This is a genomic window from Algibacter sp. 2305UL17-15, from assembly GCF_040720935.1.
Classification (GTDB): Bacteria; Bacteroidota; Bacteroidia; order Flavobacteriales; family Flavobacteriaceae; genus Jejuia.
Genome location: NZ_JBFDAE010000007.1, coordinates 110,608 through 131,615, shown reverse-complemented (window position 1 = coordinate 131,615; position 21,008 = coordinate 110,608). Strand labels below are relative to the sequence as shown.

The window sequence follows — 21,008 nt, the reverse complement described above, 5'->3', positions numbered from 1 at the left end:
ATCTTAAAAATAAAACCCAAAACTCCCCGTAACCCCAAATTTTCTAGCCTCTGGATATGCAATGTCATCTTTATAATTCCCCCGGAAATTAAAGTCTATTCTAAACACTTTAAAAATATTGCCAATACCTAAACTATATTCATAATAAGGTTCTTTTGATGGTGCTATCAACTGAAGATTATTTGGATTACTGGGCACATTACTCAATGCTATGTTTTCATTTGAAATATCCCCTATAACACCACGCACACTTATAATTTCACGTAAATTCAATTTTCGTAAAAACGGAACTCTTGAAAAGAAGCGTCCGTTAAAATTATGTTCAATATGAAAGGATGCATAAGTATCAGACACAAACTCGTAAAAATCCAATTGGGAAAACGTGTTGTAAATCGAAAAATACGTTTGGTTTCCAGGAATCACACTTAATAGCCCCAAAGGTACTTCTCCATAGGTTTTACCAAGTTCAACCGAAGTTACCAACCTACCAAAACCACCCAATTGCCAAGGTTGTAAATAGGACAATTGCACCTTGGTATAATCAAAATCACTATCTAAAATACCTTTATCGCCTCTGGTAACTTGCGCAAACAAACGTGCAAAATCGTCATTTGCGGTTTTACGTTCAACACCAAAACCTGTCATTTTTCGTTTTGGGAAAAAGGATGCAGAAAGTGAGGTTTCATATTGCTTAATCTCTGATGCAATTCCTGTTGGCGTATTATAATCTAAACTAAATGTAGATGAAGCAGATTCTAGAGTGCGATAGTTTCCTCCCAATCGTAAAATCAAATTCCTAAAAGGTTCTGCTTCAACAGCCAAACTTGTGAGATTAATAGCCGTTAGCTTATCATTAGAGCCGGTACCAACAACAGATGACGAGGCTAAACTTCGCCCTAAAACATCCGTGGAAGTCGTTAAACTCGCCCCTATTTGTTCAATATCCCGTCTATTTCCTCCTGAGACAATAAGTCTTCTCTTTTTATCGATCAACCATTTTCCAGAGATGCCGTATTTAAATTTATCGTCTCTAAAACCATAAGCTAAAAAACCTTCCAATCGCCAAAGGTCGTTTCTAGAAAAATAAGTCCGCCCCCCTGTACGCAAGCGTAATCCTTCAACATCATTAAAACCAAAGGTTGAAAATATAGGGCCATAATCTAAAGGCAATGAATTAAACTCTATATATCCAGAAGCCAGAATACTTCCCAAATTATACAAACGCTTAAATTTCTTAACCGTTTTTAGGGTATCCAGCATTTTGTAAACCCCCTTTTCATCCTTATTTAGACTCTCAAGACGGTTTTCTTCCCAAAAGGCATCATCTCTATCATATATATCTTTATCGTAATTATAAACTTCGGTATCATAGAATTTTTTATCCTTCGGAATATCAAATTTATAATTATCATACAATGTGGTACGCTTGCCATAAACGCCTCTTGATTTTTCCTTTTTCTTGAAAGCAAAATCACTCATCATATAATCGCGTTTCACTAAAAACAAAGAATCGTTCAATACCTCAAATTCCTGTTCTATATAAATATCCTTTACCCAGTTGATGTTTGCACTCTTTGAAGCTTGCAGATTAATTTCCTTGATGGCATAGGTTGTATCTGCCACCCAAAAATCGCCTTTAAAGGTCAATTCATTTTTTCGTCTTGGGTAATAGATAATGTTGTAACACCATTTATTATCAATAAAACTACTGTCTGACAATACGTAATTATAAGTGTTAATTCCTGTTTTTGAAAGCGGGCTCACAAAACTTTTATCAAAAAACTTTAGGTAATTATCGTACACACTAAAATCTGAATATAAATCGCCAATAAAATCTATAATCACTTGATTGTCATTAAAACCTGAGTTTTTATTTCCTTTTAAATCTTCCTTTTCTTTATTGATGATATTATCGCCATATATTTTTGAAACAGCTTCGTTAATAAATATTGGCAGATATGTTTTTCCAGTTACCCGTGACGTATCCACCTCATTAAAAACAAATTCCATCCCTCTAAACAGCTTACTTTTTATAAGGGCACTATCTATAGTATTGATATCAAACTCTACTTTTTCGTATTTATCATACTCGTATTGCTTGAATTGTTTTAACCCATTTTGACGCTTATTCGCCCAGATTTTTCTAAGAATATCAATGGCCGGATTGTTCTTTTTAGATTGCTTTCCTGAAAGGATAACTACTGCATCAAGTTGCGCAGTTTCTTCCTTTAAAACAAATTTTAAATTATAGTTTACTTTTTTTTCTAACGGAATTTTTAAAGTTTCATAGCCAATGAATGATACTGTAAGCGCATCCCAGGTGTCATCAGATTCTAAATAAAACTTTCCGTTTTCATCCGTAATAGTACCTTGAGTAGAACCAGAAAACAGAACATTCGCGAATGAAACAGGTAGATTAGACTCATCAAACACATAACCACTTACTTTAGTTTGGGCTATTGCGACACATATATTAAGTAGGAACAGGGCAAAAAGTAGTTTAATCTTCATTCAAAAAACTTTAATTCTCTTTTATAGACAAGTATAATCCGTCTTAGTTGCATCACTTGCAAAAAAATAATTTAGGGTTGTTTTGTTTTTAAAAAAATAAAACTTCATCAACAATTGTTGATGAAGTTTATATAACGTAAAAACTCTTATTTTATTTGTAAAGCACTTTCTTAACTGCTTTAATGACCTCAGTGTAATCTGGCAACCATTCTGCCAATAAAACTGGAGAATACGGTGCAGGAGTATCGGCTGTATTAATCTTTACGACAGGTGCATCTAAATAATCAAATGCTTCACTTTGTACCAAATAGGTAATTTCAGTTGCTACATTTCCAAAAGGCCATGCTTCTTCTAAAACCACTAAACGGTTTGTTTTCTTAACCGATTCTAAAATCGCTTTTCGATCTAAAGGACGCACGGTACGTAAATCAATAATCTCACAAGAAATCCCTTCTTTTTCTAATTCATCAGCCGCTTTATAAGCTTCTTTGATTATTTTTCCAAAAGACACAATAGTAACATCATCTCCTTTTCTTTTAATCTCAGCAACACCAATAGGCACAATATATTCGCCTTCTGGCACTTCGCCCTTATCACCGTACATTTGCTCACTCTCCATAAAAATTACTGGATCGTCATCACGGATAGCCGCCTTTAAAAGGCCTTTAGCATCATATGGATTAGATGGCACAACCACTTTTAAACCAGGTGTATTTGCAAACCAGTTTTCAAAAGCCTGGGAATGTGTTGCTCCTAATTGTCCTGCAGAAGCCGTTGGCCCACGAAAAACAATTGGGCATTTAAACTGCCCACCGGACATTTGTCTGATTTTCGCAGCATTGTTTATAATTTGATCAATCCCAACCAAAGAGAAGTTAAAGGTCATATATTCCACAATAGGTCTATTTCCCGTCATGGTAGAACCTATGGCTATACCTGCAAAACCAAGTTCTGCAATTGGCGTATCTATAACGCGTTTTTCGCCAAATTCGTCCAACATTCCTTTCGATGCTTTATATGCACCATTATATTCTGCTACTTCCTCACCCATTAAATATACGCTTTCGTCCCTGCGCATTTCCTCGCTCATTGCTTCACAAATCGCCTCTCTAAATTGAATTGTCTTCATCCCATCTTCCGTCTTCCCAAAGGAAAGAACTTTTTTAAGTTAGTAAATTAGAATTGCAAAAATAACAATAAATGGCTTACATCTTTAAAAGAATCATTTAAAAATTTACTATGCGTGCATAGTATTTTTCAAATAAAATTCCTAACTTCGTGCCGATTAAAAAAAATTAGACCTTTTAATATTAAAAAACATGAAACCAGTAGGATTAAAATTCATCATGAAACACTTTTAAATGATTGATTTTCTCATACGGGTTACACTTGCCTGCCGCAGGCAGGTATGACAACTTAATAACAATAAAATAATTCAGATGAAAATATTAGTTTGTATAAGTCATGTCCCTGACACAACATCAAAGATAAATTTTACTGATGGTGATACGAAATTTGATACTAATGGCGTACAATTTGTAATTAACCCAAATGATGAATTTGGATTAACGCGCGCCATGTGGTTTAAAGAAAAGCAAGGTGCGGAAGTTACCGTGGCCAACGTTGGTGGTGCAGAAACCGAACCAACATTACGCAAATCCTTAGCAATTGGAGCAGATGCTGCAATTCGTGTGAACACACCTGCAACTGATGGATTTTCGGTTGCAAGACAATTGGCTAAAATTGTAGAAGATGGTGGTTATGATTTGGTAATTGCCGGACGTGAATCTATCGATTATAATGGCGGTATGGTGCCTGGTATGTTAGCTGGTTTAACCAATGCCAATTTTGTAAACAACTGTATTGGACTTGAAGTTGAAGGCACTTCTGTTACAGCAATTAGAGAAATAGATGGTGGTAAAGAAACCGTTTCAACAGCGCTGCCTTTAGTTATTGGCGGACAAAAAGGATTGGTTGAAGAAAGCGATTTACGTATCCCGAACATGAGAGGTATTATGATGGCACGTAAAAAACCATTGACCGTAGCTGAACCAGTTGATGCTAAAGCAGAAACAACTTCAGTTAAATTTGAAAAACCTGCTCCAAAAGGTGCCGTAAAATTGGTGTCTCCAGATAATTTGGACGAGTTGGTAGATTTGCTTCATAATGAGGCCAAAGTAATATAAATCTCAATTTTCAAAAACTAAATCCCAAAAGATAATGATTGGGATTTAGTTTTTGGATTTTTAAATTTTTTAAAAAAATTATGTCAGTATTAGTATATACAGAATCAGAACAAAATAAATTTAAGAAGAACGCTTTTGAAGTCGCTTCCTACGCCAAAGCTGTGGCAGATCAATTGGGAACTACCGTAACTGCGGTTGCGATAAATGCAAATGACACTTCCGAATTGGGAAATTATGGTGTGGATAAGGTCTTAAAAGTATCGAACCCACAGTTAGACAACTTTAATGCCAATGCATATGCATCGGTTATTAAGCAAGCTGCCGAAGCAGAAAGTGCTCAAGTTGTCATTGTGAGTTCTAGTGCAAACAGCAAATATTTAGCACCACTTTTAGCGGTTGGTTTAAATGCTGGTTATGCTTCAAATGTTGTTGAAGCACCATCAAGTACAAATCCGTTTACAGTTAAAAGAACAGCGTTTACAAATAAAGCGTTTGAACTAACCGAAATCAACTCCGATGTTAAAATTGTTGGAGTTTCAAACAACTCTTTTGGTTTGGTTGAACATAGTGGTAGCGCTTCCGCAGAAGATTTTTCGCCGTCAATTCCAGAATTAGGACTTGAAGTAAGATCTGTTGATAAAGCTACCGATAAAGTAACTATCGCAGATGCCGAAATAGTAGTTTCAGCTGGTCGTGGCTTAAAAGGCCCTGAAAACTGGGGCATGGTTGAAGAGTTGGCCGATGTTCTGGGAGCAGCAACAGCCTGTTCTAAACCTGTATCCGATTTAGGATGGCGTCCTCATGGCGAACACGTAGGGCAAACTGGAAAACCCGTAGCTGCAAATCTTTATATCGCCATTGGTATTTCAGGAGCCATTCAGCATTTGGCAGGTATCAATGCCTCAAAAGTAAAAGTGGTTATCAATACTGATGCTGAAGCACCTTTCTTTAAAGCCGCAGACTATGGTGTAGTTGGAGATGCCTTTGAAGTTGTACCGCAACTTATTGAAAAATTAAAAGCTTTTAAGGCACAACAATAAAAAAATTTATAACTTGTAGCTTCGAGGAACTGTTTAAATTTGGCAAATTATTTGTAAATCTGTCGATGGCAGTTGGTAAATTCCAAATTTAAGCGGTTCTTTGCGTTTTAATAGCATTATGAGTTTAGTAAGATTAAATATAAAAGGTATATCGTATAGTCAGACCCAAAATGGCGCGTATGCTTTAATTTTAAATGAAGTTGATGGTGACCGTAAACTTCCCATTGTTATTGGCGCTTTTGAAGCGCAATCTATTGCTATTGCTTTAGAGAAGGAAATTCGTCCACCAAGACCCTTAACTCACGATTTATTCAAAAATTTTGCTGACCGATTTGACATTGTTGTAAAACAAGTGATCATCCACAAATTGGTTGATGGTGTTTTTTATTCAAGTTTGATTTGCGAACGCGATAAAATTGAAGAAATAATTGATGCCCGAACAAGTGATGCTATTGCTTTAGCCTTACGTTTTGACGCCCCGATTTTTACCTATAAAAATATTTTGGACAAAGCTGGAATTTACTTAAAAGTAGATTCGAAAAAAGAAGATAAAGATAAACCTTCTGAAGATAGTATTTTAGTCGATGATATTCTTTCTGGAGAATTAGAACCAGCTGTATCAAGTGAAGATTTCTCCTCAAAATCCCTTGAAGAGCTTCATAAATTACTGGAAGAAGCCGTTGCTAATGAAGACTACGAAAAAGCAGCCCATATTCGAGATGAAATATCTAAACGATAAATCTTCCCAATGTTATGAAACAGTTAATTTGGTCTAGCTTTTTCATTTTAGTTTTAGCTAGTCCATCTTCTTTTTCCCAAAACATCCAAATTACCCCTGTCGATACCCCAACTGAAATAGTTAATGAAATTGATAGCGAAATACATACTACTCTTATTGGCGACACCAAGGTTATTCCACAGAATAACGAAGAAATTATATTAAAAACCGCTTCAGAAAACACCATTATTCCCAGTCAAGGTTTTTCATTTCATAGTCTTTGGCGCGGAATTTTAGGAATGGTATCGTTAATTTTTATTGGTTTTCTTCTTAGTAGAAACAGAAAAGCTATTGATTGGAAAACGGTAGGCATAGGATTAACATTTCAGCTTTTAATTGCCATAGGTGTTTTAAAAGTTCCCTTTATAAAATTAGTTTTCAACTATTTAGGAAAAGCATTTAATAAAGTATTGACCTTTACTGAAGCAGGAACAGAATTCTTGTTTAGCTCTTTTATTTCTGGCACCATAGAAAGCCCAATGGTTAATTTTGCCGTTTCAATATTACCTACCATTATTTTCTTTTCAGCGTTAACATCGGTGTTATTTTATTTGGGCATCATTCAAAAAGTAGTGAAGGGACTAGCTTGGTTACTTACAAAACTATTGGGTATTTCGGGCGCGGAAAGCTTAAGCGTTGCCGGAAACATTTTTTTAGGCCAAACAGAAGCACCTTTAATGATTAAAGCCTATCTAGAAAAAATGAATAAGTCCGAAATGCTCTTGGTCATGATTGGAGGTATGGCGACCGTTGCTGGTGGCGTTCTGGCAGTTTATATTCAATTTCTGGGAGGTGATGATCCTGTTTTAAGAGAGTTTTTTGCAAGTCATTTGTTAGCAGCGTCAGTTATGGCGGCACCTGGAGCTATCGTTATTTCAAAAATATTATATCCTCAAACCGAAACTGTAAATACAGAAGCAGAAGTCTCGTCGGAAAAAATTGGCTCTAATATTTTAGACGCTATTTCAAATGGCACAACCGAAGGCTTAAAATTAGCAGTTAATGTTGCTGCAATGCTATTGGTGTTTGTGGCATTCATCGCAATGATAAACTATGGTTTATTAAAACTAGGCTCTATTGGCAATATTAACGAATGGGTTTCAAATAACAGTCCATATAGTAATCTTTCACTTGAATCGCTATTAGGAACTGTTTTCGCACCATTGATGTGGCTTATTGGTATTGAAAAAGAAGACACCATGATGATGGGGCAGCTCATTGGAATTAAATTAGCTGCGAGTGAGTTTATAGGATACATGCAATTAGTTGAACTTAAAGATGTAAAAAACGCTTTGCATTTAAACTATCAAAAATCTATAGTTATGGCAACTTATATGTTGTGCGGTTTTGCTAATTTTGCGTCTATAGGTATTCAAATTGGTGGCATTGGCTCTTTAGCGCCAGGGCAACGTAAAACCTTATCTAAATTTGGAATGAAAGCATTGATTGGTGGGACGATTGCTTCATTGATTTCGGCTACTATTGCGGGAATGATTATCGGGTAACACATTCCTGCGAAGGCAGGAATCTCATATTAAAAAAAACGAACTCTTTCTTTTAAAACCCTACGCAACAAAATCTTTTTTGAAACCATACTGATTTAATCATTCGATATTTTTAAAACACAACGCTAAAATATAGTAAAGCAGTTAATAACTTTTAATATCTATCATCAACCATTCAAAATAATATTTTGTTTTTCTTTAAATTCGTATCTGCAATATTCTTATCCATTTTTTTAGAATAAAGTTTAATTAAAAAGAGATTACTGCCTTCGCAGGAATATGTTATGAAACAATATCACGACCTAGTAAAACACGTTTTAGAAAACGGCCACGAAAAAGGAGACCGTACCGGTACAGGCACGAAAAGTGTTTTTGGCTACCAAATGCGATTTGATTTAAGTGAAGGTTTCCCAATGGTGACAACAAAAAAACTACACTTAAAATCTATCGTTTATGAATTATTGTGGTTTTTAAAAGGCGATACAAATACCAAATATTTAACTGAAAACGGTGTACGCATTTGGAACGAGTGGGCAGATGAAAATGGAGATTTAGGCCCTGTTTACGGACACCAATGGCGCAACTGGAATAGTGATGAAATTGACCAGATTAAAGAGGTGATTCATACCTTAAAGCATAATCCTAATAGTAGAAGAATGTTGGTTTCGGCGTGGAACCCTTCTGTCTTGCCGGATACTTCAAAAAGTTTTAGCGAAAATGTGGCCAATGGAAAAGCGGCGTTACCGCCTTGCCATGCCTTTTTTCAATTTTATGTAAGCCCTCCAGCCCCGGAAGAGGGAGCAAATGCAAAATCTAAATTATCTTTACAATTGTACCAAAGAAGTGCAGACGTCTTTTTAGGAGTTCCTTTTAATATTGCATCTTATGCGTTGTTCACGATGATGATGGCACAAGTTTGTGGTTATGAAGCTGGGGAATTTATTCATACGTTTGGTGATGCTCATATTTATAGCAATCATCTTGAACAGTTGGAATTGCAATTGTCTAGAGCTATTAGACCTTTACCAAAAATGCTTTTAAACCCTGAAATTAAAGATATTTTTGATTTCGATTTTGAGGATTTCACTCTGGTAGATTATAATCCGCATCCACATATTAAGGGAGCTGTTGCTATTTAAAATAGCTGAAATTTAGCAGATTAAAAAAATAACCTTGGAGGATGATGCGTTAGAGATTGTAGCGGCATACTTTTTTAAGATAAGAAAAAAGTCTTATTTTGAACTAATATTTAACAGATAGCCACGTCCTTCGTCCTCGCTATGATGCTTAAAAAAGACCTGCCAGCAGGCAGGCTTCCAAATTACAAAACTTAAATTTACAGCAATAAAAAAGCACCTTCTAAAAGAAAGTGCTTTCAATAAATTTTTAATGTGTTTTAACTAAACAGTAACTACACCGTTTTCTGTTCCAGCAAAATCATTCCAAGCATAAGCATCTGCTTCTGGATCGTTTACATAAGTACCGTCTATAACATATTTAAACTCATAAGAGTTATCTTTTTCTAAATCGATAGTACCTTTAAATGTACCGTTCTTTAATTTTTTAAGTGGCGCTTTTTTTGCATTCCAATCATTAAAACTTCCTACTAGAGCAACTTTCTTAGCGTCTTCCGCTTCAATAGAAAAAGTTACTTTACATATAGGTTTACTCTTTAAATACTGTTTTTTAATAGCCATAATAAATAATAATATGTGTTGTTTTAAGGCGCAAATTTATAAACAAAAATCCTAAAGGACACAAATTTAACCACTTAAGTATAAAGAATTATCAATTTGTTAAGATGTTCTCCTTTTAATTTGAAGTATGTCAAAAAATTAAGAGTAAAATTGAAGTATTAGCAATGACGGATTTACCTTTTTTTGTCTGATTTTCAGGGTTTTCCAAACTTAAACGTTTTCGTATTTCAATCTTAAGAAATTGAAGATTATTTCAACAAAAAAACTTTAACTTTACTTTTTTAAAATTTAAGATGTTCGGAAAGAAAAAACAAACACCACAGATAGATAAAGATCAATTAGAACTCATTGAGAATGCCCAAAGACGCATCAGACAAAAAAAGCGTTTGTATGTTCATTTTGTTTTATTTTTAATAGGATGTGTGCTGCTTATTGCCGCCAATACTGTGCTTGGAATTGGGAAAGATTTTAAAATTGCTGGAATAGATTGGTTTGTTTTCGCCATTTTTATTTGGCTTTTTCTATTTCTATACCATCTTTTTAATGTGTTTGTTACACATAGATTTATGGGGAAAGCATGGGAAAAGGCACAGCTTGAAAAATTGGTTTCTCAACAACAAATGCGTATAGATAAACTAAAAGAAGGGTTTAAAAAAGAGGAAGTTATAAAAGCTAAAAGCGAACTTTTTAAAGAATCTTCAACCAAAGTGGTAAATTTAAATCCTAAAACTTCGGAACTTACCATTATTGTAGCTGCTGCCGAAAATGATGCTATTGGAAGAGGCAACAAATTGATTTGGCATTTGGGCGATGACTTGAAACGTTTTAAGGCATTAACCAGTGGACATCATATTATCATGGGCCGAAAAACATTTGAGAGCTTCCCTAAACCACTTCCTAACAGAACACATGTTGTTATAACCAGACAAAAAGACTACAAAGCGCCTTCAGGAGTTATTGTAGTGCATTCTCTAGAAGATGCTATTGATGCTTCGAAAAATGACAAACAACCGTTTATTATTGGTGGTGGTCAAATTTATAAGCAAGCTTTAGATGTTGCCGACAAAATAGAATTAACACGTGTGCATGAAGATTTTGAAGCCGATGCTTTTTTTCCTAAAATAGACCCATCTATTTGGAAAGAAACAAATAATGTGTTTCATAAAAAAGATGCGGAGCACGATCATGAGTTTTCGTTTTTAACTTATGAGCGGAAATAAACTCACTCAAGGCAAGCCCGCGATGTGTTAATCCCGATGGCTATCTGGAATCGGGACAAAAAAAACATCAACAGTTAAGTTGAATTGATAGCGTCTATAATACAAAACCATGTTATGAGAACAGAATATTTTTTTTCATTAGGTTAAAAACTTGGCTTTATAAGAAAAATTGTTGACATTCGTTTCATTACAATCAAAGACCAAAACAAATGTCAGATAGCCTTCAACATAACAATTTGAATCTAGCTAATTTCGCTGGAAAAGTGCTGAAGCTTCTACCTCAGTTTCCAAGGATTTTAAAGTATATCAAGTTGGCTAAAGCTATTGCACCAGATAATTACCAATCCATTGGAAAGATTATAGAGCAGAATGCCCGCCAGCACGGAAGCATTGTTGCCCTAAAATATCAAGATGAAAGCTACACCTATGATGCATTTAATCGCATCGTTAATACGTATGCTAATTATCTACTTCGAGAAGGCGTTAAAAATGGCGAAACGGTCATCGCCTTTTTAGAAAACAGACCGGAACTTTTGTTTTTAATTTCTGCCTGTGCAAAAATAGGTGCTATCATTTCGTTGATCAATCCTAACCAGAAAGGAAAGGTCTTAATCCATTCCATGGAACTTGCCAAATCCCCGTACTTTTTTATAGGCGAGGAATTGTTTCCTGTTTTTGAAGAGGTTAAAAATTCGCTTTCTGATGCTACAAAACATAAGTACTACTGGATTAGTGACCAACAAATAATTGATTGCCCAAAGCACTATTCCGCTCTAAAAAAAGAACTAGAAAACATAACTACAGAAAACCCGATTGAAACCCAACAAATAAAAGCCAATCAAACGTATGCCTACGTTTTTACTTCAGGAACAACAGGTTTGCCCAAAGCATCGCGACAAACCCACAGAAAATGGTTAGCGACTTATTACTGGTTCGGCAAGGTGAATATGAATCTTAATGTCAAGGATGTGATGTATGTCCCGCTTCCTTTCTACCATACAAACGCACTAATTGTTGGTTGGCCAACAGCACTTGCAGCACCTTGCACCATGGTGATGAGAAGAAAATTTTCCGTTAGCCATTTCTGGGAAGATGTTAAAAAGTATCAGGTTTCGGCATTCATTTATATTGGGGAATTATGTCGTTATTTATTGAATGCCCCAGATTCACGCTTAGACAAAAACCATAGGATTAAAAAAATAATGGGCAATGGATTAAGACCAGATATCTGGCATGAATTTAAAGAGCGCTTTAACATCAAAAATATTTTTGAATTTTATGGTGCTGCCGATGGAAATGTTGGATTTACAAATACCTTTAATTTTGATTGTACCATAGGATGGTCTCCCCAAAATTTTAAGATTGTAAAATATGATGTGGAAAACGACGCGCCGGTTAAAGATTCCAATGGTTTCCTAATTCCTGTGGGCAAAGGGGAGACCGGTTTATTAATTTCTGAAATAAGTGACAAATCTGTATTTGATGGCTATGTAAATGCTAAAAAAAACGAGGATAAAATACTTCGAAATGTATTTAAATCTGGAGACAGTTGGTTCAATAGTGGTGATCTGTTACAGGATATTGGCTTTAGACATGCAAGGTTTATCGATAGGATTGGCGATACCTTTAGATGGAAAGGAGAAAATGTGGCAACCGCCGAAGTTGAAGGTGTTGTGGACCATCTAAAATGTGTTGAAATCTGCGCTGCTTATGGCGTGCAAATCCCTAATAATGACGGAAGAGCGGGTATGGTCACCATAGTTAGGCATCCCGAAGCGCATTTTGATATAGATGCCGTTGCAGAACATTTATATAAAGAACTCCCCAAATATGCAATCCCCATTTTTATAAGGTTAAAGGATAACATTGATTTTACACATACCCACAAAATAAAAAAGTTCGAATTAAAAAAAGAAGGCTTCAATTGTGATGACCAAATATATGTAATGCTGCCAAAAAACAATTTTTACGTCCAAATGGATAAAAAACTTCTAGGTGAAATTAACAAAGGAACTTATATATTCTAGATGAAAAATTACGTGTGAAATTAATATTAGGAATTATAATAGTTGGAATTATTGGAGTCGTTTTTGGGGAAGCCTAAAATAATACAGAATTTAGGAAAAAACTATTTAAGAAAGTAGCCGATTATATCGAATTAAATATTGACATGTTCACAAAATTAGAACAATAACAACTTGCGTATAAATTAATTAATAGGCTCTAGCTTACTTACGAAAGCCCGCGTGGACTTTTCTATTCAGCCTTTATTTGCTAACTTTTGTACTTAACCGCGGAACTAATCATAATAAAGACACGTTAAACGAACTACCTAAAACCTCCCTACAAACTACCACAATTTTCATTAATTTCGCCACATGGTAAAAGAAATACAACTTCGTATTACACTTAAGGAAGAAGAAATCAGCAATATTCTAGTTTTAAAATCTGCAATTAAATTAGATATTGACAAAGAAGATATTAAGGGCGTAAAAGTACTCCGGAAATCTATTGATGCTAGAAAACCAAAAATAATTTTCAATTATAAAGTTGCAGTATATATTCGAGAAGCTTTACCCAAAAAATCTGAATATGTATTTGATTATAAAGATGTTTCAAAAGCAAAACCCATTCATATTATTGGTTTTGGTCCCGCTGGTATGTATGCCGCTTTACGTTGTATAGAACTCGGTTTTAAACCCATTGTTTTAGAACGTGGTAAAAATGTAAAAGACCGCCGGAGAGATTTAAAAGCCATCAATCAAGACCATTTTGTAAATGAGGATTCTAATTATTGTTTTGGCGAAGGTGGTGCAGGTACCTATAGCGATGGCAAACTTTACACCCGAAGTTTAAAACGTGGCGATGTTCGTCGGATTTTTGAAAACCTCGTATTTCATGGGGCAACCGATCAAATTCTAGTAGATGCGCATCCGCATATTGGCACCAATAAACTTCCAAAAGTGGTTCAGAATATCAGGGAAACCATTTTAAAATATGGTGGCGACATTCATTTTAAAACCCGTGTTACCGATTTTGTGATCAAAAACAATAAAATAAAAGCCATTCAATTACAAAACGGCGAAGTACTAGAAGCAAATCGCGTTATTTTGGCAACAGGCCATTCCGCAAGAGATATATTTTATTTATTGCATAAAAAGAAGATTGCGCTTAAAGCAAAATCGTTTGCTATGGGTGTTCGCGTGGAGCATCCGCAACATATCATTGATTCAATCCAATATCATTGTAGCGGCGAACGTCATCCATTATTGCCTGCTGCTTCTTACAGCGTGGTACAACAAGTTAACGAGCGTGGTGTCTATTCTTTTTGCATGTGCCCCGGTGGCTTTATTGTGCCTGCCGCTACTGCAAATGGGGAAGTGGTGGTTAATGGTATGTCACCTTCAAAACGGAATAATTTATATGCTAATTCTGGTATTGTAGTCGAAATTAATGCAGAAAAAGACCTTCACAAATTCGAACAGTTTGGAGTTTTAAAAGGTTTGGAATATCAAAAGAATTTAGAAAAATTGGCATTTACGGCTGGTGGACGCAGTCAGACCGCGCCTGCGCAACGATTGACCGACTTTGTGGAAGGCAGATGGTCTGATACTTTAAATGCTACCTCCTACCAACCAGGATTAAAATCATCGCCCTTACATTCGCTTTTACCTAAACTTATTGGAGGTCGTTTAAGAAAAGGTTTTGAAGCCTTCGGACAAAAAATGAAAGGCTATTATACTGAAGAAGCGAATATTGTTGGTGTAGAGTCTAGAACCTCATCGCCTGTAAATATTCCCAGAAAAGAGAACCTTGAACATCCAGAAATTGAAGGTTTATTCCCTTGTGGCGAAGGTGGTGGATATGCAGGAGGTATTGTTTCGGCTGCTATGGATGGGGAACGTTGTGCTGAGGCGGCTATTGTTGGGTTATAGGTTGTTACACAGAGACACACTGAGTTTTTCGCTAAGACTCACAGAGATAAAAAAATAATGTTCTCGCAAAGGCGCGAAGGCGCAAAGAGTGATGTGAATTGTTGTTAACCGAGGCTGTTTCATTTTAATACTCAATTTGAAAATATTTCACAGAAGAATTTGAGCTAACCCTATTTTCTATATTATTCAAAATCTAAATTTTAATTTTTAATCAAGATTTCTCTGTGCAACTCTGAGATGCTCCGTGCGACTCTGTGTGATAGTTATTACGCAGAGATACGCTGAGGTTTTCACATAGACTCGCAGAGAGAAAAAATATTCTCGCAAAGGCGCGGAGGCGCAAAGAATTACGTGACTTATTGTTAACTTAAACTGTTTCATTTTATCACTCAATTTAAAAATCAATCAAGATTTCTCTGTGCAACTCCGTGATGCTCTGTGCAACTCTGTGTAACAATTATTTCGCTGAGATTAACAGAGCACTTCATCTTATGCAAAAAGTCTTATAAAATTCCTATTTTTGCCACACTAAAAAACCAACAAATTATGAAAGCATATATATTTCCTGGTCAAGGTGCACAATTTTCTGGAATGGGTTTAGACCTTTATGAGAACGCTCCATTGGCGCAAAACTTATTTGAACAAGCAAACGACATTCTCGGTTTTAATATAACCGACATTATGTTTGAAGGTTCTGCGGAAGATTTAAAAGAAACAAAAGTTACCCAACCTGCCATTTTTTTGCACTCTGTTATTTTAGCAAAATCTATAGGTGATAGTTTTAAACCAGATATGGTGGCAGGACACTCCCTTGGAGAATTTTCAGCATTGGTTGCAAACGGCGCATTGAATTTTGAAGATGGTCTAAAATTGGTATCTCAACGTGCTTTGGCTATGCAAAAAGCTTGCGAACTACAACCAAGCACCATGGCTGCTGTTTTAGGATTGGATGACGATATTGTTGAAAAAATATGTGCCACTACAGAAGGTGTTGTGGTTGCTGCCAATTACAACTGCCCCGGACAATTGGTTATTTCTGGAGAAGTTGAAGCCATTAACAAGGCTTGTGAAGCTTTATTGGCAGAAGGTGCTCGTAGAGCTTTAGTATTACCTGTTGGAGGTGCATTTCATTCGCCTTTAATGGAACCTGCTCGCGAAGAATTGGCTGCTGCTATAGAAAACACCACCTTTTCCAAACCTAATTGTGCTATTTATCAGAACGTAACGGCAAGTGCTGTAACCGACGAATCTGCCATTAAAGCAAATCTAATATCTCAATTAACAGCTCCTGTAAGATGGACACAATCTGTGCAACAAATGATTGCAGATGGCGCTACATTATTTACTGAAGTGGGCCCAGGGAAAGTGTTACAAGGTTTGGTAAAGAAAATAGATAGAGAAGCACAAACCGAATCTGCCACTTTTGAAGCTCATACTTAATGAAATTAACTCGTAGAACTTTATTTATTTTTGCAACCATTATTGTTACGGTTGCTGTAGATCAAATTTCGAAAGTTTTGGTTAGAACCTACGTTGAAGCTGGTTCTTCATCACCAATTATAGGCGATTATTTTAGATTGCTTAATGTGGAGAACGAAGGTGCTTTTTTAGGTATGGGAAGCGATTTAAATGACACGCTAAAACTTATATTGTTACTGATTTTACCAGTTGTTGTTTTAGCATTTGTCTTAAGGCATGTTTTACAAGATAAGAGTTTAGACAGATGGTCTTTATTTGCATTTGCAAGTATTATTGGCGGAGGCATAGCTAATGTTTATGATCGTTTTGCTTATGGTAGTGTTACTGATTTTTTATACATAAGACTAACAGATACCTTAAGAACTGGTATTTTTAACCTAGCCGATTTATCAGTAACTACAGGAATGATAATTTTGGTGGTTATGATGCTTAAGAATAAGAAAAAAGAATAGCATTAATACCTCTTTGGGCAAGCCCACGAGTTATTAAAATTCCAAAAAAGACAAAAACAAAATTCCAAAAACAAGATACTAAAAAAGGGCGCTGAAAATTTCAGCACCCTTTTTTTTAATAATATCTAAACCCCAAGTTTAACCTCTAACCTTCTGTTCCCATTTCCATGCAGAACGCATTGCATCATCAAGTGTTAATTGTGTTTTCCAGCCTAATTCATTATTAGCTTTATTTGTATCGGCATATGCCGAAATAATATCACCCTCTCTTCGTCCCACAATTTTGTAGTTTAATTTTTTACCAGAAACTTTTTCAAAAGATTTAACCACTTCCAATACCGTACTGCCTTTTCCTGTTCCTAAGTTGAATGTTTCATAGTTTTCTTTATTTTTTCCTTTTAACAAACGCCCTAATGCAATCACATGTGCTTTTGCTAAATCTACTACATGAATATAATCTCTAATACATGTCCCATCCGGTGTTGGGTAATCATCTCCAAATACTGATAACTGCTCTCTTAAACCAATGGCTGTTTGTGTAATAAATGGCACTAAGTTTTGAGGCACTCCAATTGGCAATTCACCAATTTCAACAGACTCATGTGCACCAATAGGATTAAAATAACGTAACGCAATGGCTTTTAAAGTTGGTGTTACTTTACAAGTATCTTGAATTATTTCCTCACCAATTTGTTTTGTGTTTCCGTAAGGAGATTCTGCCTGTTTTACAGGAGCGTTTTCGGTAATTGGTAATTCATCCGCTTGCCCGTAAACCGTACAAGATGAACTAAATATAAATGCTGCTGATGGTAATTTTTTTAATTCCTTCAGAATATATACAAGTGTTGCAATATTGTTTTCATAATACAACAATGGTTCTTTCACACTTTCTCCAACGGCTTTACTCGCTGCAAAATGAATCACGCCTTTTACATCGTTATGCTTCGCGAAAAAAGCTTCAACACCTGCTTTATTTTTTAAATCCAATTTTTCAAAAATTGGTGTTTTACCTGTTATTGCAGTAATTCCATCAAGTACTTTTTCAGATGAATTTGATAAATCATCAATAATAACTACCTCGTAGCCTTCGTTCTGCAATTCTACTACCGTGTGAGACCCAATAAAGCCTAATCCTCCTGTAACTAATATTTTATCCATTTATAAATTTTATAATTGTTGTTGTAATAAATTCTATTTGTTCGTCGTCCAATTCTGTGTGCATTGGTAATGAAATCACATCTTTCACCAATTGATTGGTTACTGGAAAATCTGCTTCATTATAGCGTTCGTCTGCATATGCTTTTTGGCTGTGCAGCGGAATTGGGTAATACACGCCACAAGGAATATTCTTTTCACTTAAATGCTTTACCAACGCATCTCTATCAACGCCTTTCAACCTTAAGGTATATTGATGGAATACATGACAATCGCAAGTATCACAAATTTTTTCACATCCATTGGAAACCTTTGGCGTGATGACATGCTTCATATTTGCAAACGCCTCATTATACTTTTTTGCAGCGTTTTGTCTTGCCTTATTATAACTATTCAACTTTGGTAACTTAGCATCCAAAACCGCAGCTTGAATTGTATCTAATCTAGAATTTACGCCAACCACATCATGGTGATATCGCTCGTACATACCGTGGTTTACGATACCTCTTAAGGTATGCGCTAGATCATCATCATTTGTGAAAATGGCACCTCCGTCTCCATAACCTCCTAAATTTTTTGATGGAAAAAAGGATGTAGCACCAACATCCCCGATAGTTCCTGCTTTTGCTTTAGAACCATCTTTATAGGTGTAATTTGCGCCAATAGCTTGTGCATTATCTTCAATGACGTACAGGTTATGCTCTTTCGCAATTTCCAGTATCGCTTCCATATTGGCACATTGTCCAAATAAATGAACTGGTACAATCGCTTTTGTTTTTGGAGTAATCGCTTTTTTAACAGCTTCTATATTAATATTGAAATCATCTTCATTAACATCCACCAAAACTGGCGTTAAATTTAAAAGCGCAATCACTTCAACCGTTGCTGCAAATGTAAAATCTGCTGTAATTACTTCGTCACCGGGTTTTAAACCCAGTCCCATCATTGCTATTTGCAACGCATCTGTACCATTTGCACAAGGAATAACATGCTTTACACCCAAATAATACTCTAGGTTTTTCTGAAATTCATGAACCTTTGGTCCATTTATAAAAGCAGTATTTTCAATGACGTTTTGAATAGAAGTGTTAACAACATTTTTTATGTCGTTATACTGACCTTTGAGGTCAACCATTTGAATTTTCTCCATTTTTAAAATTTGAAGGTCGGTTTATTGTAAACCGTTAGAACTTATTTTAGTTTGTACTCCCAAGGAGTTCCCAAGCTATAAAATTACAAAAATCATACAAGCAATCCATAAAATTCCTGTAAAGAAATGTATTTTAGCGCGAAACATGACAACCTTGGGCTTTATTTATAATATTGGGATTCAATTTACTGGTTTTGTTTTAAAATGCATGGCGCCATTTAATGAAAAAATAAAACGCGGTGTTGCTGGACGCTCGAAAACATTTCAAATTTTAGAAAGTGAACTAAAAGAAACCGATGCTATACTTTGGTTTCATTGTGCTTCATTAGGTGAATATGAACAAGGCTTACCTGTTTTTGAAAAACTGAGAGCACATTATAAAAACCATAAAATTGTTTTAAGTTTTTTTTCGCCTTCGGGTTATGAGATTCGAAAAAATGCGCCTATTGCTGATGTTGTTGTTTATCTTCCGTTAGACACTAAAAAAAATGCCCGGAAATTTTTAGATTTAGTGCATCCAGAACTTACGATTTTTGTGAAGTATGATATTTGGCCTCATTTTTTAAATGAAATTAAAAAGCGCCGTTTAAGAGCTATTTTGATTTCTGCTGCATTCAGGAAAAATCAAATTTATTTTAAACCTTACGGACAATTATTTAAAACAGCCTTATTTTCTTTTGAACATATTTTTACCCAGAATGAAGCGTCCAAACATCTTTTAGCTTCAATAAACTACCACAACACAACTGTTTCTGGGGATACTAGATTTGACCGGGTTACTAATCAGTTAAAAATTGATAACACTTTAGATTTCGTTGAAACTTTTAAAGACGATAATTTATGCGTAGTAGTAGGTAGCTCATGGCCAGAAGACGACGCTTTATTTATTGAATTCATCAACACCCATCAACCTACTGATGTAAAATTTATTATTGCACCTCACAATATAAAATCTACCCAAATTAAAAACTTAACCTCTAAACTAAATACCAAAACTATGTTATATTCTGAAAAAGAAGGGAAGAAATTAGAAGATTATAATGTTTTAGTTATTGACACCATCGGACTGCTTTCAAAAATTTATAGTTATGCAGATATCGCTTATGTTGGCGGTGCTATGGGTACAACTGGCCTACACAACACGCTTGAGCCTGCTGTTTTTGGAGTGCCTATAATTATTGGCAAGAACCACGAAAAATTCCCCGAAGCACAAGCTCTTATTGATAACGGCGGTATGTTCTCTGTAAAAAACTTTAATCAATTTAATGCTGTCCTTTATCAATTAATTGAGCATAGTGACCTTTGTAAGGATTACGGGTCTCAAAATAAAGAGTTTATAAACAAAAATAGCGGTGCCGTAATCCAAATACTTGACTATTTACGTATATAGAGTGTTTTGAATAAAAAACAAAAAAGTATGGCGCAATTAAAATTTAACATATTACTTTTGCGCCACTAAATAATTAACACTAAAACAACAAAAATGAAAAAATTAATTTTAGGATCAGCTTTATTATTAGCATTAGGTTTATCATTTACATCTTGTAAAGACAAAAAAGCAGAATCTGCTGGAGACGTTTTGGATAACGCTATCGAAGCAACTGAAGACGCGGCTAAATCTGCTGGAGATGCAGTAGAAGATGCTGTTGAGGCAACTGGAGATGCTGTTGAAAACGCTGCTGACAAAGCTGGCGAAGCTATTGACAATGCTGCTGACAAAGCTGGCGAAACTGTAGATAAAGCAGTTAATGCTACTGAAAAAGCTGCTGATGATGCTGCAAATGCGGTTAAAAATGAAGCTGACAAACTTAAAAAAGCTGCTCACTAATTTTATTTGAGTACTTAAAGATTTGAACCACCTGATTTTCAGGTGGTTTTTTTGTGGTTTGTTATTCCATCC

17 protein-coding genes are annotated in these 21,008 nt (G+C 35.4%); 12 read left to right on the top strand and 5 right to left on the bottom strand.

Translation table 11 applies throughout. The features are described from left to right. Positions 1-3 precede the first annotated feature (3 nt). Both ABXQ82_RS09455 and ABXQ82_RS09450 read right to left on the bottom strand, forming a co-directional pair. A complete protein-coding gene (locus ABXQ82_RS09455; protein ID WP_367058315.1) occupies positions 4-2,511 on the bottom strand; it encodes a DUF5686 family protein in 2,508 nt (835 codons plus the stop codon). A 151-nt stretch (positions 2,512-2,662) separates the two neighbouring features. Next, the gene (locus tag ABXQ82_RS09450; protein WP_367058312.1) at positions 2,663-3,640 is read right to left on the bottom strand and encodes a pyruvate dehydrogenase complex E1 component subunit beta; all 978 of its coding nucleotides are present in this window, start codon (positions 3,638-3,640) and stop codon (positions 2,663-2,665) included. Positions 3,641-3,950: 310 nt separating this feature from the next. Here ABXQ82_RS09450 and ABXQ82_RS09445 point away from each other — a divergent pair, with 310 nt between their 5' ends. The 5 genes from ABXQ82_RS09445 to ABXQ82_RS09425 all read left to right on the top strand — a co-directional run bounded on the left by ABXQ82_RS09445 (position 3,951) and on the right by ABXQ82_RS09425 (position 9,159). Next, positions 3,951-4,697 carry an electron transfer flavoprotein subunit beta/FixA family protein gene (locus ABXQ82_RS09445; protein ID WP_367058309.1) on the top strand — a complete coding sequence of 249 codons (747 nt, stop codon included), beginning with the start codon at positions 3,951-3,953 and terminating at the stop codon, positions 4,695-4,697. Positions 4,698-4,777: 80 nt separating this feature from the next. Beyond that, the gene (locus tag ABXQ82_RS09440) at positions 4,778-5,737 is read left to right on the top strand and encodes an electron transfer flavoprotein subunit alpha/FixB family protein (RefSeq protein WP_367058306.1); all 960 of its coding nucleotides are present in this window, start codon (positions 4,778-4,780) and stop codon (positions 5,735-5,737) included. Between the two features lie 118 nt (positions 5,738-5,855). Continuing rightward, the gene (locus tag ABXQ82_RS09435) at positions 5,856-6,476 is read left to right on the top strand and encodes a bifunctional nuclease family protein (RefSeq protein ID WP_367058303.1); all 621 of its coding nucleotides are present in this window, start codon (positions 5,856-5,858) and stop codon (positions 6,474-6,476) included. Between the two features lie 14 nt (positions 6,477-6,490). Continuing rightward, positions 6,491-8,020 (top strand): nucleoside transporter C-terminal domain-containing protein, encoded by a 1,530-nt coding sequence (locus ABXQ82_RS09430; protein ID WP_367058300.1) that lies wholly within the window; start codon positions 6,491-6,493, stop codon positions 8,018-8,020. Positions 8,021-8,304: 284 nt separating this feature from the next. Continuing rightward, positions 8,305-9,159: a thymidylate synthase gene (locus tag ABXQ82_RS09425; protein WP_367058297.1), complete on the top strand. Its 855-nt coding sequence runs from the start codon at positions 8,305-8,307 to the stop codon at positions 9,157-9,159. Positions 9,160-9,420: 261 nt separating this feature from the next. Here the strand turns inward: ABXQ82_RS09425 and ABXQ82_RS09420 are convergent, their stop codons facing one another. Then, positions 9,421-9,717 (bottom strand): isoamylase early set domain-containing protein, encoded by a 297-nt coding sequence (locus ABXQ82_RS09420; protein WP_367058294.1) that lies wholly within the window; start codon positions 9,715-9,717, stop codon positions 9,421-9,423. Positions 9,718-10,010: 293 nt separating this feature from the next. Between ABXQ82_RS09420 and ABXQ82_RS09415 the strand changes: the two genes are divergently transcribed. From ABXQ82_RS09415 to lspA, 5 genes are all read left to right on the top strand, one after another. Beyond that, entirely contained in the window at positions 10,011-10,937 is a 927-nt protein-coding gene (locus ABXQ82_RS09415; RefSeq protein WP_367058291.1) for a dihydrofolate reductase, read from the top strand. Between the two features lie 209 nt (positions 10,938-11,146). Further along, the gene (locus ABXQ82_RS09410) at positions 11,147-12,964 is read left to right on the top strand and encodes a long-chain-acyl-CoA synthetase (RefSeq protein WP_367058289.1); all 1,818 of its coding nucleotides are present in this window, start codon (positions 11,147-11,149) and stop codon (positions 12,962-12,964) included. Positions 12,965-13,315: 351 nt separating this feature from the next. After that, positions 13,316-14,872, top strand: a complete 1,557-nt coding sequence (locus ABXQ82_RS09405; RefSeq protein WP_367058286.1) for an FAD-dependent protein — start codon at positions 13,316-13,318, stop codon at positions 14,870-14,872. A 546-nt stretch (positions 14,873-15,418) separates the two neighbouring features. Continuing rightward, the gene (gene fabD / locus ABXQ82_RS09400; protein WP_367058283.1) at positions 15,419-16,312 is read left to right on the top strand and encodes an ACP S-malonyltransferase; all 894 of its coding nucleotides are present in this window, start codon (positions 15,419-15,421) and stop codon (positions 16,310-16,312) included. After that, positions 16,312-16,803, top strand: coding sequence for a signal peptidase II (lspA, locus tag ABXQ82_RS09395; protein WP_367058280.1), 492 nt, complete (start codon positions 16,312-16,314; stop codon positions 16,801-16,803). Before fabD ends, lspA begins: the two co-directional genes overlap by 1 nt. A 138-nt stretch (positions 16,804-16,941) precedes the next feature. Here the strand turns inward: lspA and galE are convergent, their stop codons facing one another. After that, positions 16,942-17,961 carry a UDP-glucose 4-epimerase GalE gene (galE, locus tag ABXQ82_RS09390; RefSeq protein ID WP_367058277.1) on the bottom strand — a complete coding sequence of 340 codons (1,020 nt, stop codon included), beginning with the start codon at positions 17,959-17,961 and terminating at the stop codon, positions 16,942-16,944. Continuing rightward, positions 17,954-19,108, bottom strand: coding sequence for a DegT/DnrJ/EryC1/StrS family aminotransferase (locus tag ABXQ82_RS09385; RefSeq protein WP_367058274.1), 1,155 nt, complete (start codon positions 19,106-19,108; stop codon positions 17,954-17,956). The genes galE and ABXQ82_RS09385 overlap by 8 nt, the downstream gene beginning before the upstream one ends. Positions 19,109-19,253: 145 nt before the next feature. Here ABXQ82_RS09385 and ABXQ82_RS09380 point away from each other — a divergent pair, with 145 nt between their 5' ends. Continuing rightward, the gene (locus ABXQ82_RS09380) at positions 19,254-20,498 is read left to right on the top strand and encodes a glycosyltransferase N-terminal domain-containing protein (RefSeq protein WP_367058271.1); all 1,245 of its coding nucleotides are present in this window, start codon (positions 19,254-19,256) and stop codon (positions 20,496-20,498) included. A gap of 93 nt (positions 20,499-20,591) precedes the next feature. Continuing rightward, a complete protein-coding gene (locus tag ABXQ82_RS09375) occupies positions 20,592-20,936 on the top strand; it encodes a hypothetical protein (protein WP_367058268.1) in 345 nt (114 codons plus the stop codon). Positions 20,937-21,008: the final 72 nt, after the last annotated feature.

Excerpts from the sequence above, each read along its gene's own strand:
- ABXQ82_RS09455 (WP_367058315.1), bottom strand. The coding sequence starts at position 2,511 with ATGAAGATTAAACTACTTTTTGCCCTGTTCCTACTTAATATATGTGTC.
- ABXQ82_RS09450 (WP_367058312.1), bottom strand. The coding sequence starts at position 3,640 with ATGAAGACAATTCAATTTAGAGAGGCGATTTGTGAAGCAATGAGCGAG.
- ABXQ82_RS09445 (WP_367058309.1), top strand. The coding sequence starts at position 3,951 with ATGAAAATATTAGTTTGTATAAGTCATGTCCCTGACACAACATCAAAG.
- ABXQ82_RS09440 (WP_367058306.1), top strand. The coding sequence starts at position 4,778 with ATGTCAGTATTAGTATATACAGAATCAGAACAAAATAAATTTAAGAAG.
- ABXQ82_RS09435 (WP_367058303.1), top strand. The coding sequence starts at position 5,856 with ATGAGTTTAGTAAGATTAAATATAAAAGGTATATCGTATAGTCAGACC.
- ABXQ82_RS09430 (WP_367058300.1), top strand. The coding sequence starts at position 6,491 with ATGAAACAGTTAATTTGGTCTAGCTTTTTCATTTTAGTTTTAGCTAGT.
- ABXQ82_RS09425 (WP_367058297.1), top strand. The coding sequence starts at position 8,305 with ATGAAACAATATCACGACCTAGTAAAACACGTTTTAGAAAACGGCCAC.
- ABXQ82_RS09420 (WP_367058294.1), bottom strand. The coding sequence starts at position 9,717 with ATGGCTATTAAAAAACAGTATTTAAAGAGTAAACCTATATGTAAAGTA.
- ABXQ82_RS09415 (WP_367058291.1), top strand. The coding sequence starts at position 10,011 with ATGTTCGGAAAGAAAAAACAAACACCACAGATAGATAAAGATCAATTA.
- ABXQ82_RS09410 (WP_367058289.1), top strand. The coding sequence starts at position 11,147 with ATGTCAGATAGCCTTCAACATAACAATTTGAATCTAGCTAATTTCGCT.
- ABXQ82_RS09405 (WP_367058286.1), top strand. The coding sequence starts at position 13,316 with ATGGTAAAAGAAATACAACTTCGTATTACACTTAAGGAAGAAGAAATC.
- fabD (WP_367058283.1), top strand. The coding sequence starts at position 15,419 with ATGAAAGCATATATATTTCCTGGTCAAGGTGCACAATTTTCTGGAATG.
- lspA (WP_367058280.1), top strand. The coding sequence starts at position 16,312 with ATGAAATTAACTCGTAGAACTTTATTTATTTTTGCAACCATTATTGTT.
- galE (WP_367058277.1), bottom strand. The coding sequence starts at position 17,961 with ATGGATAAAATATTAGTTACAGGAGGATTAGGCTTTATTGGGTCTCAC.
- ABXQ82_RS09385 (WP_367058274.1), bottom strand. The coding sequence starts at position 19,108 with ATGGAGAAAATTCAAATGGTTGACCTCAAAGGTCAGTATAACGACATA.
- ABXQ82_RS09380 (WP_367058271.1), top strand. The coding sequence starts at position 19,254 with ATGACAACCTTGGGCTTTATTTATAATATTGGGATTCAATTTACTGGT.
- ABXQ82_RS09375 (WP_367058268.1), top strand. The coding sequence starts at position 20,592 with ATGAAAAAATTAATTTTAGGATCAGCTTTATTATTAGCATTAGGTTTA.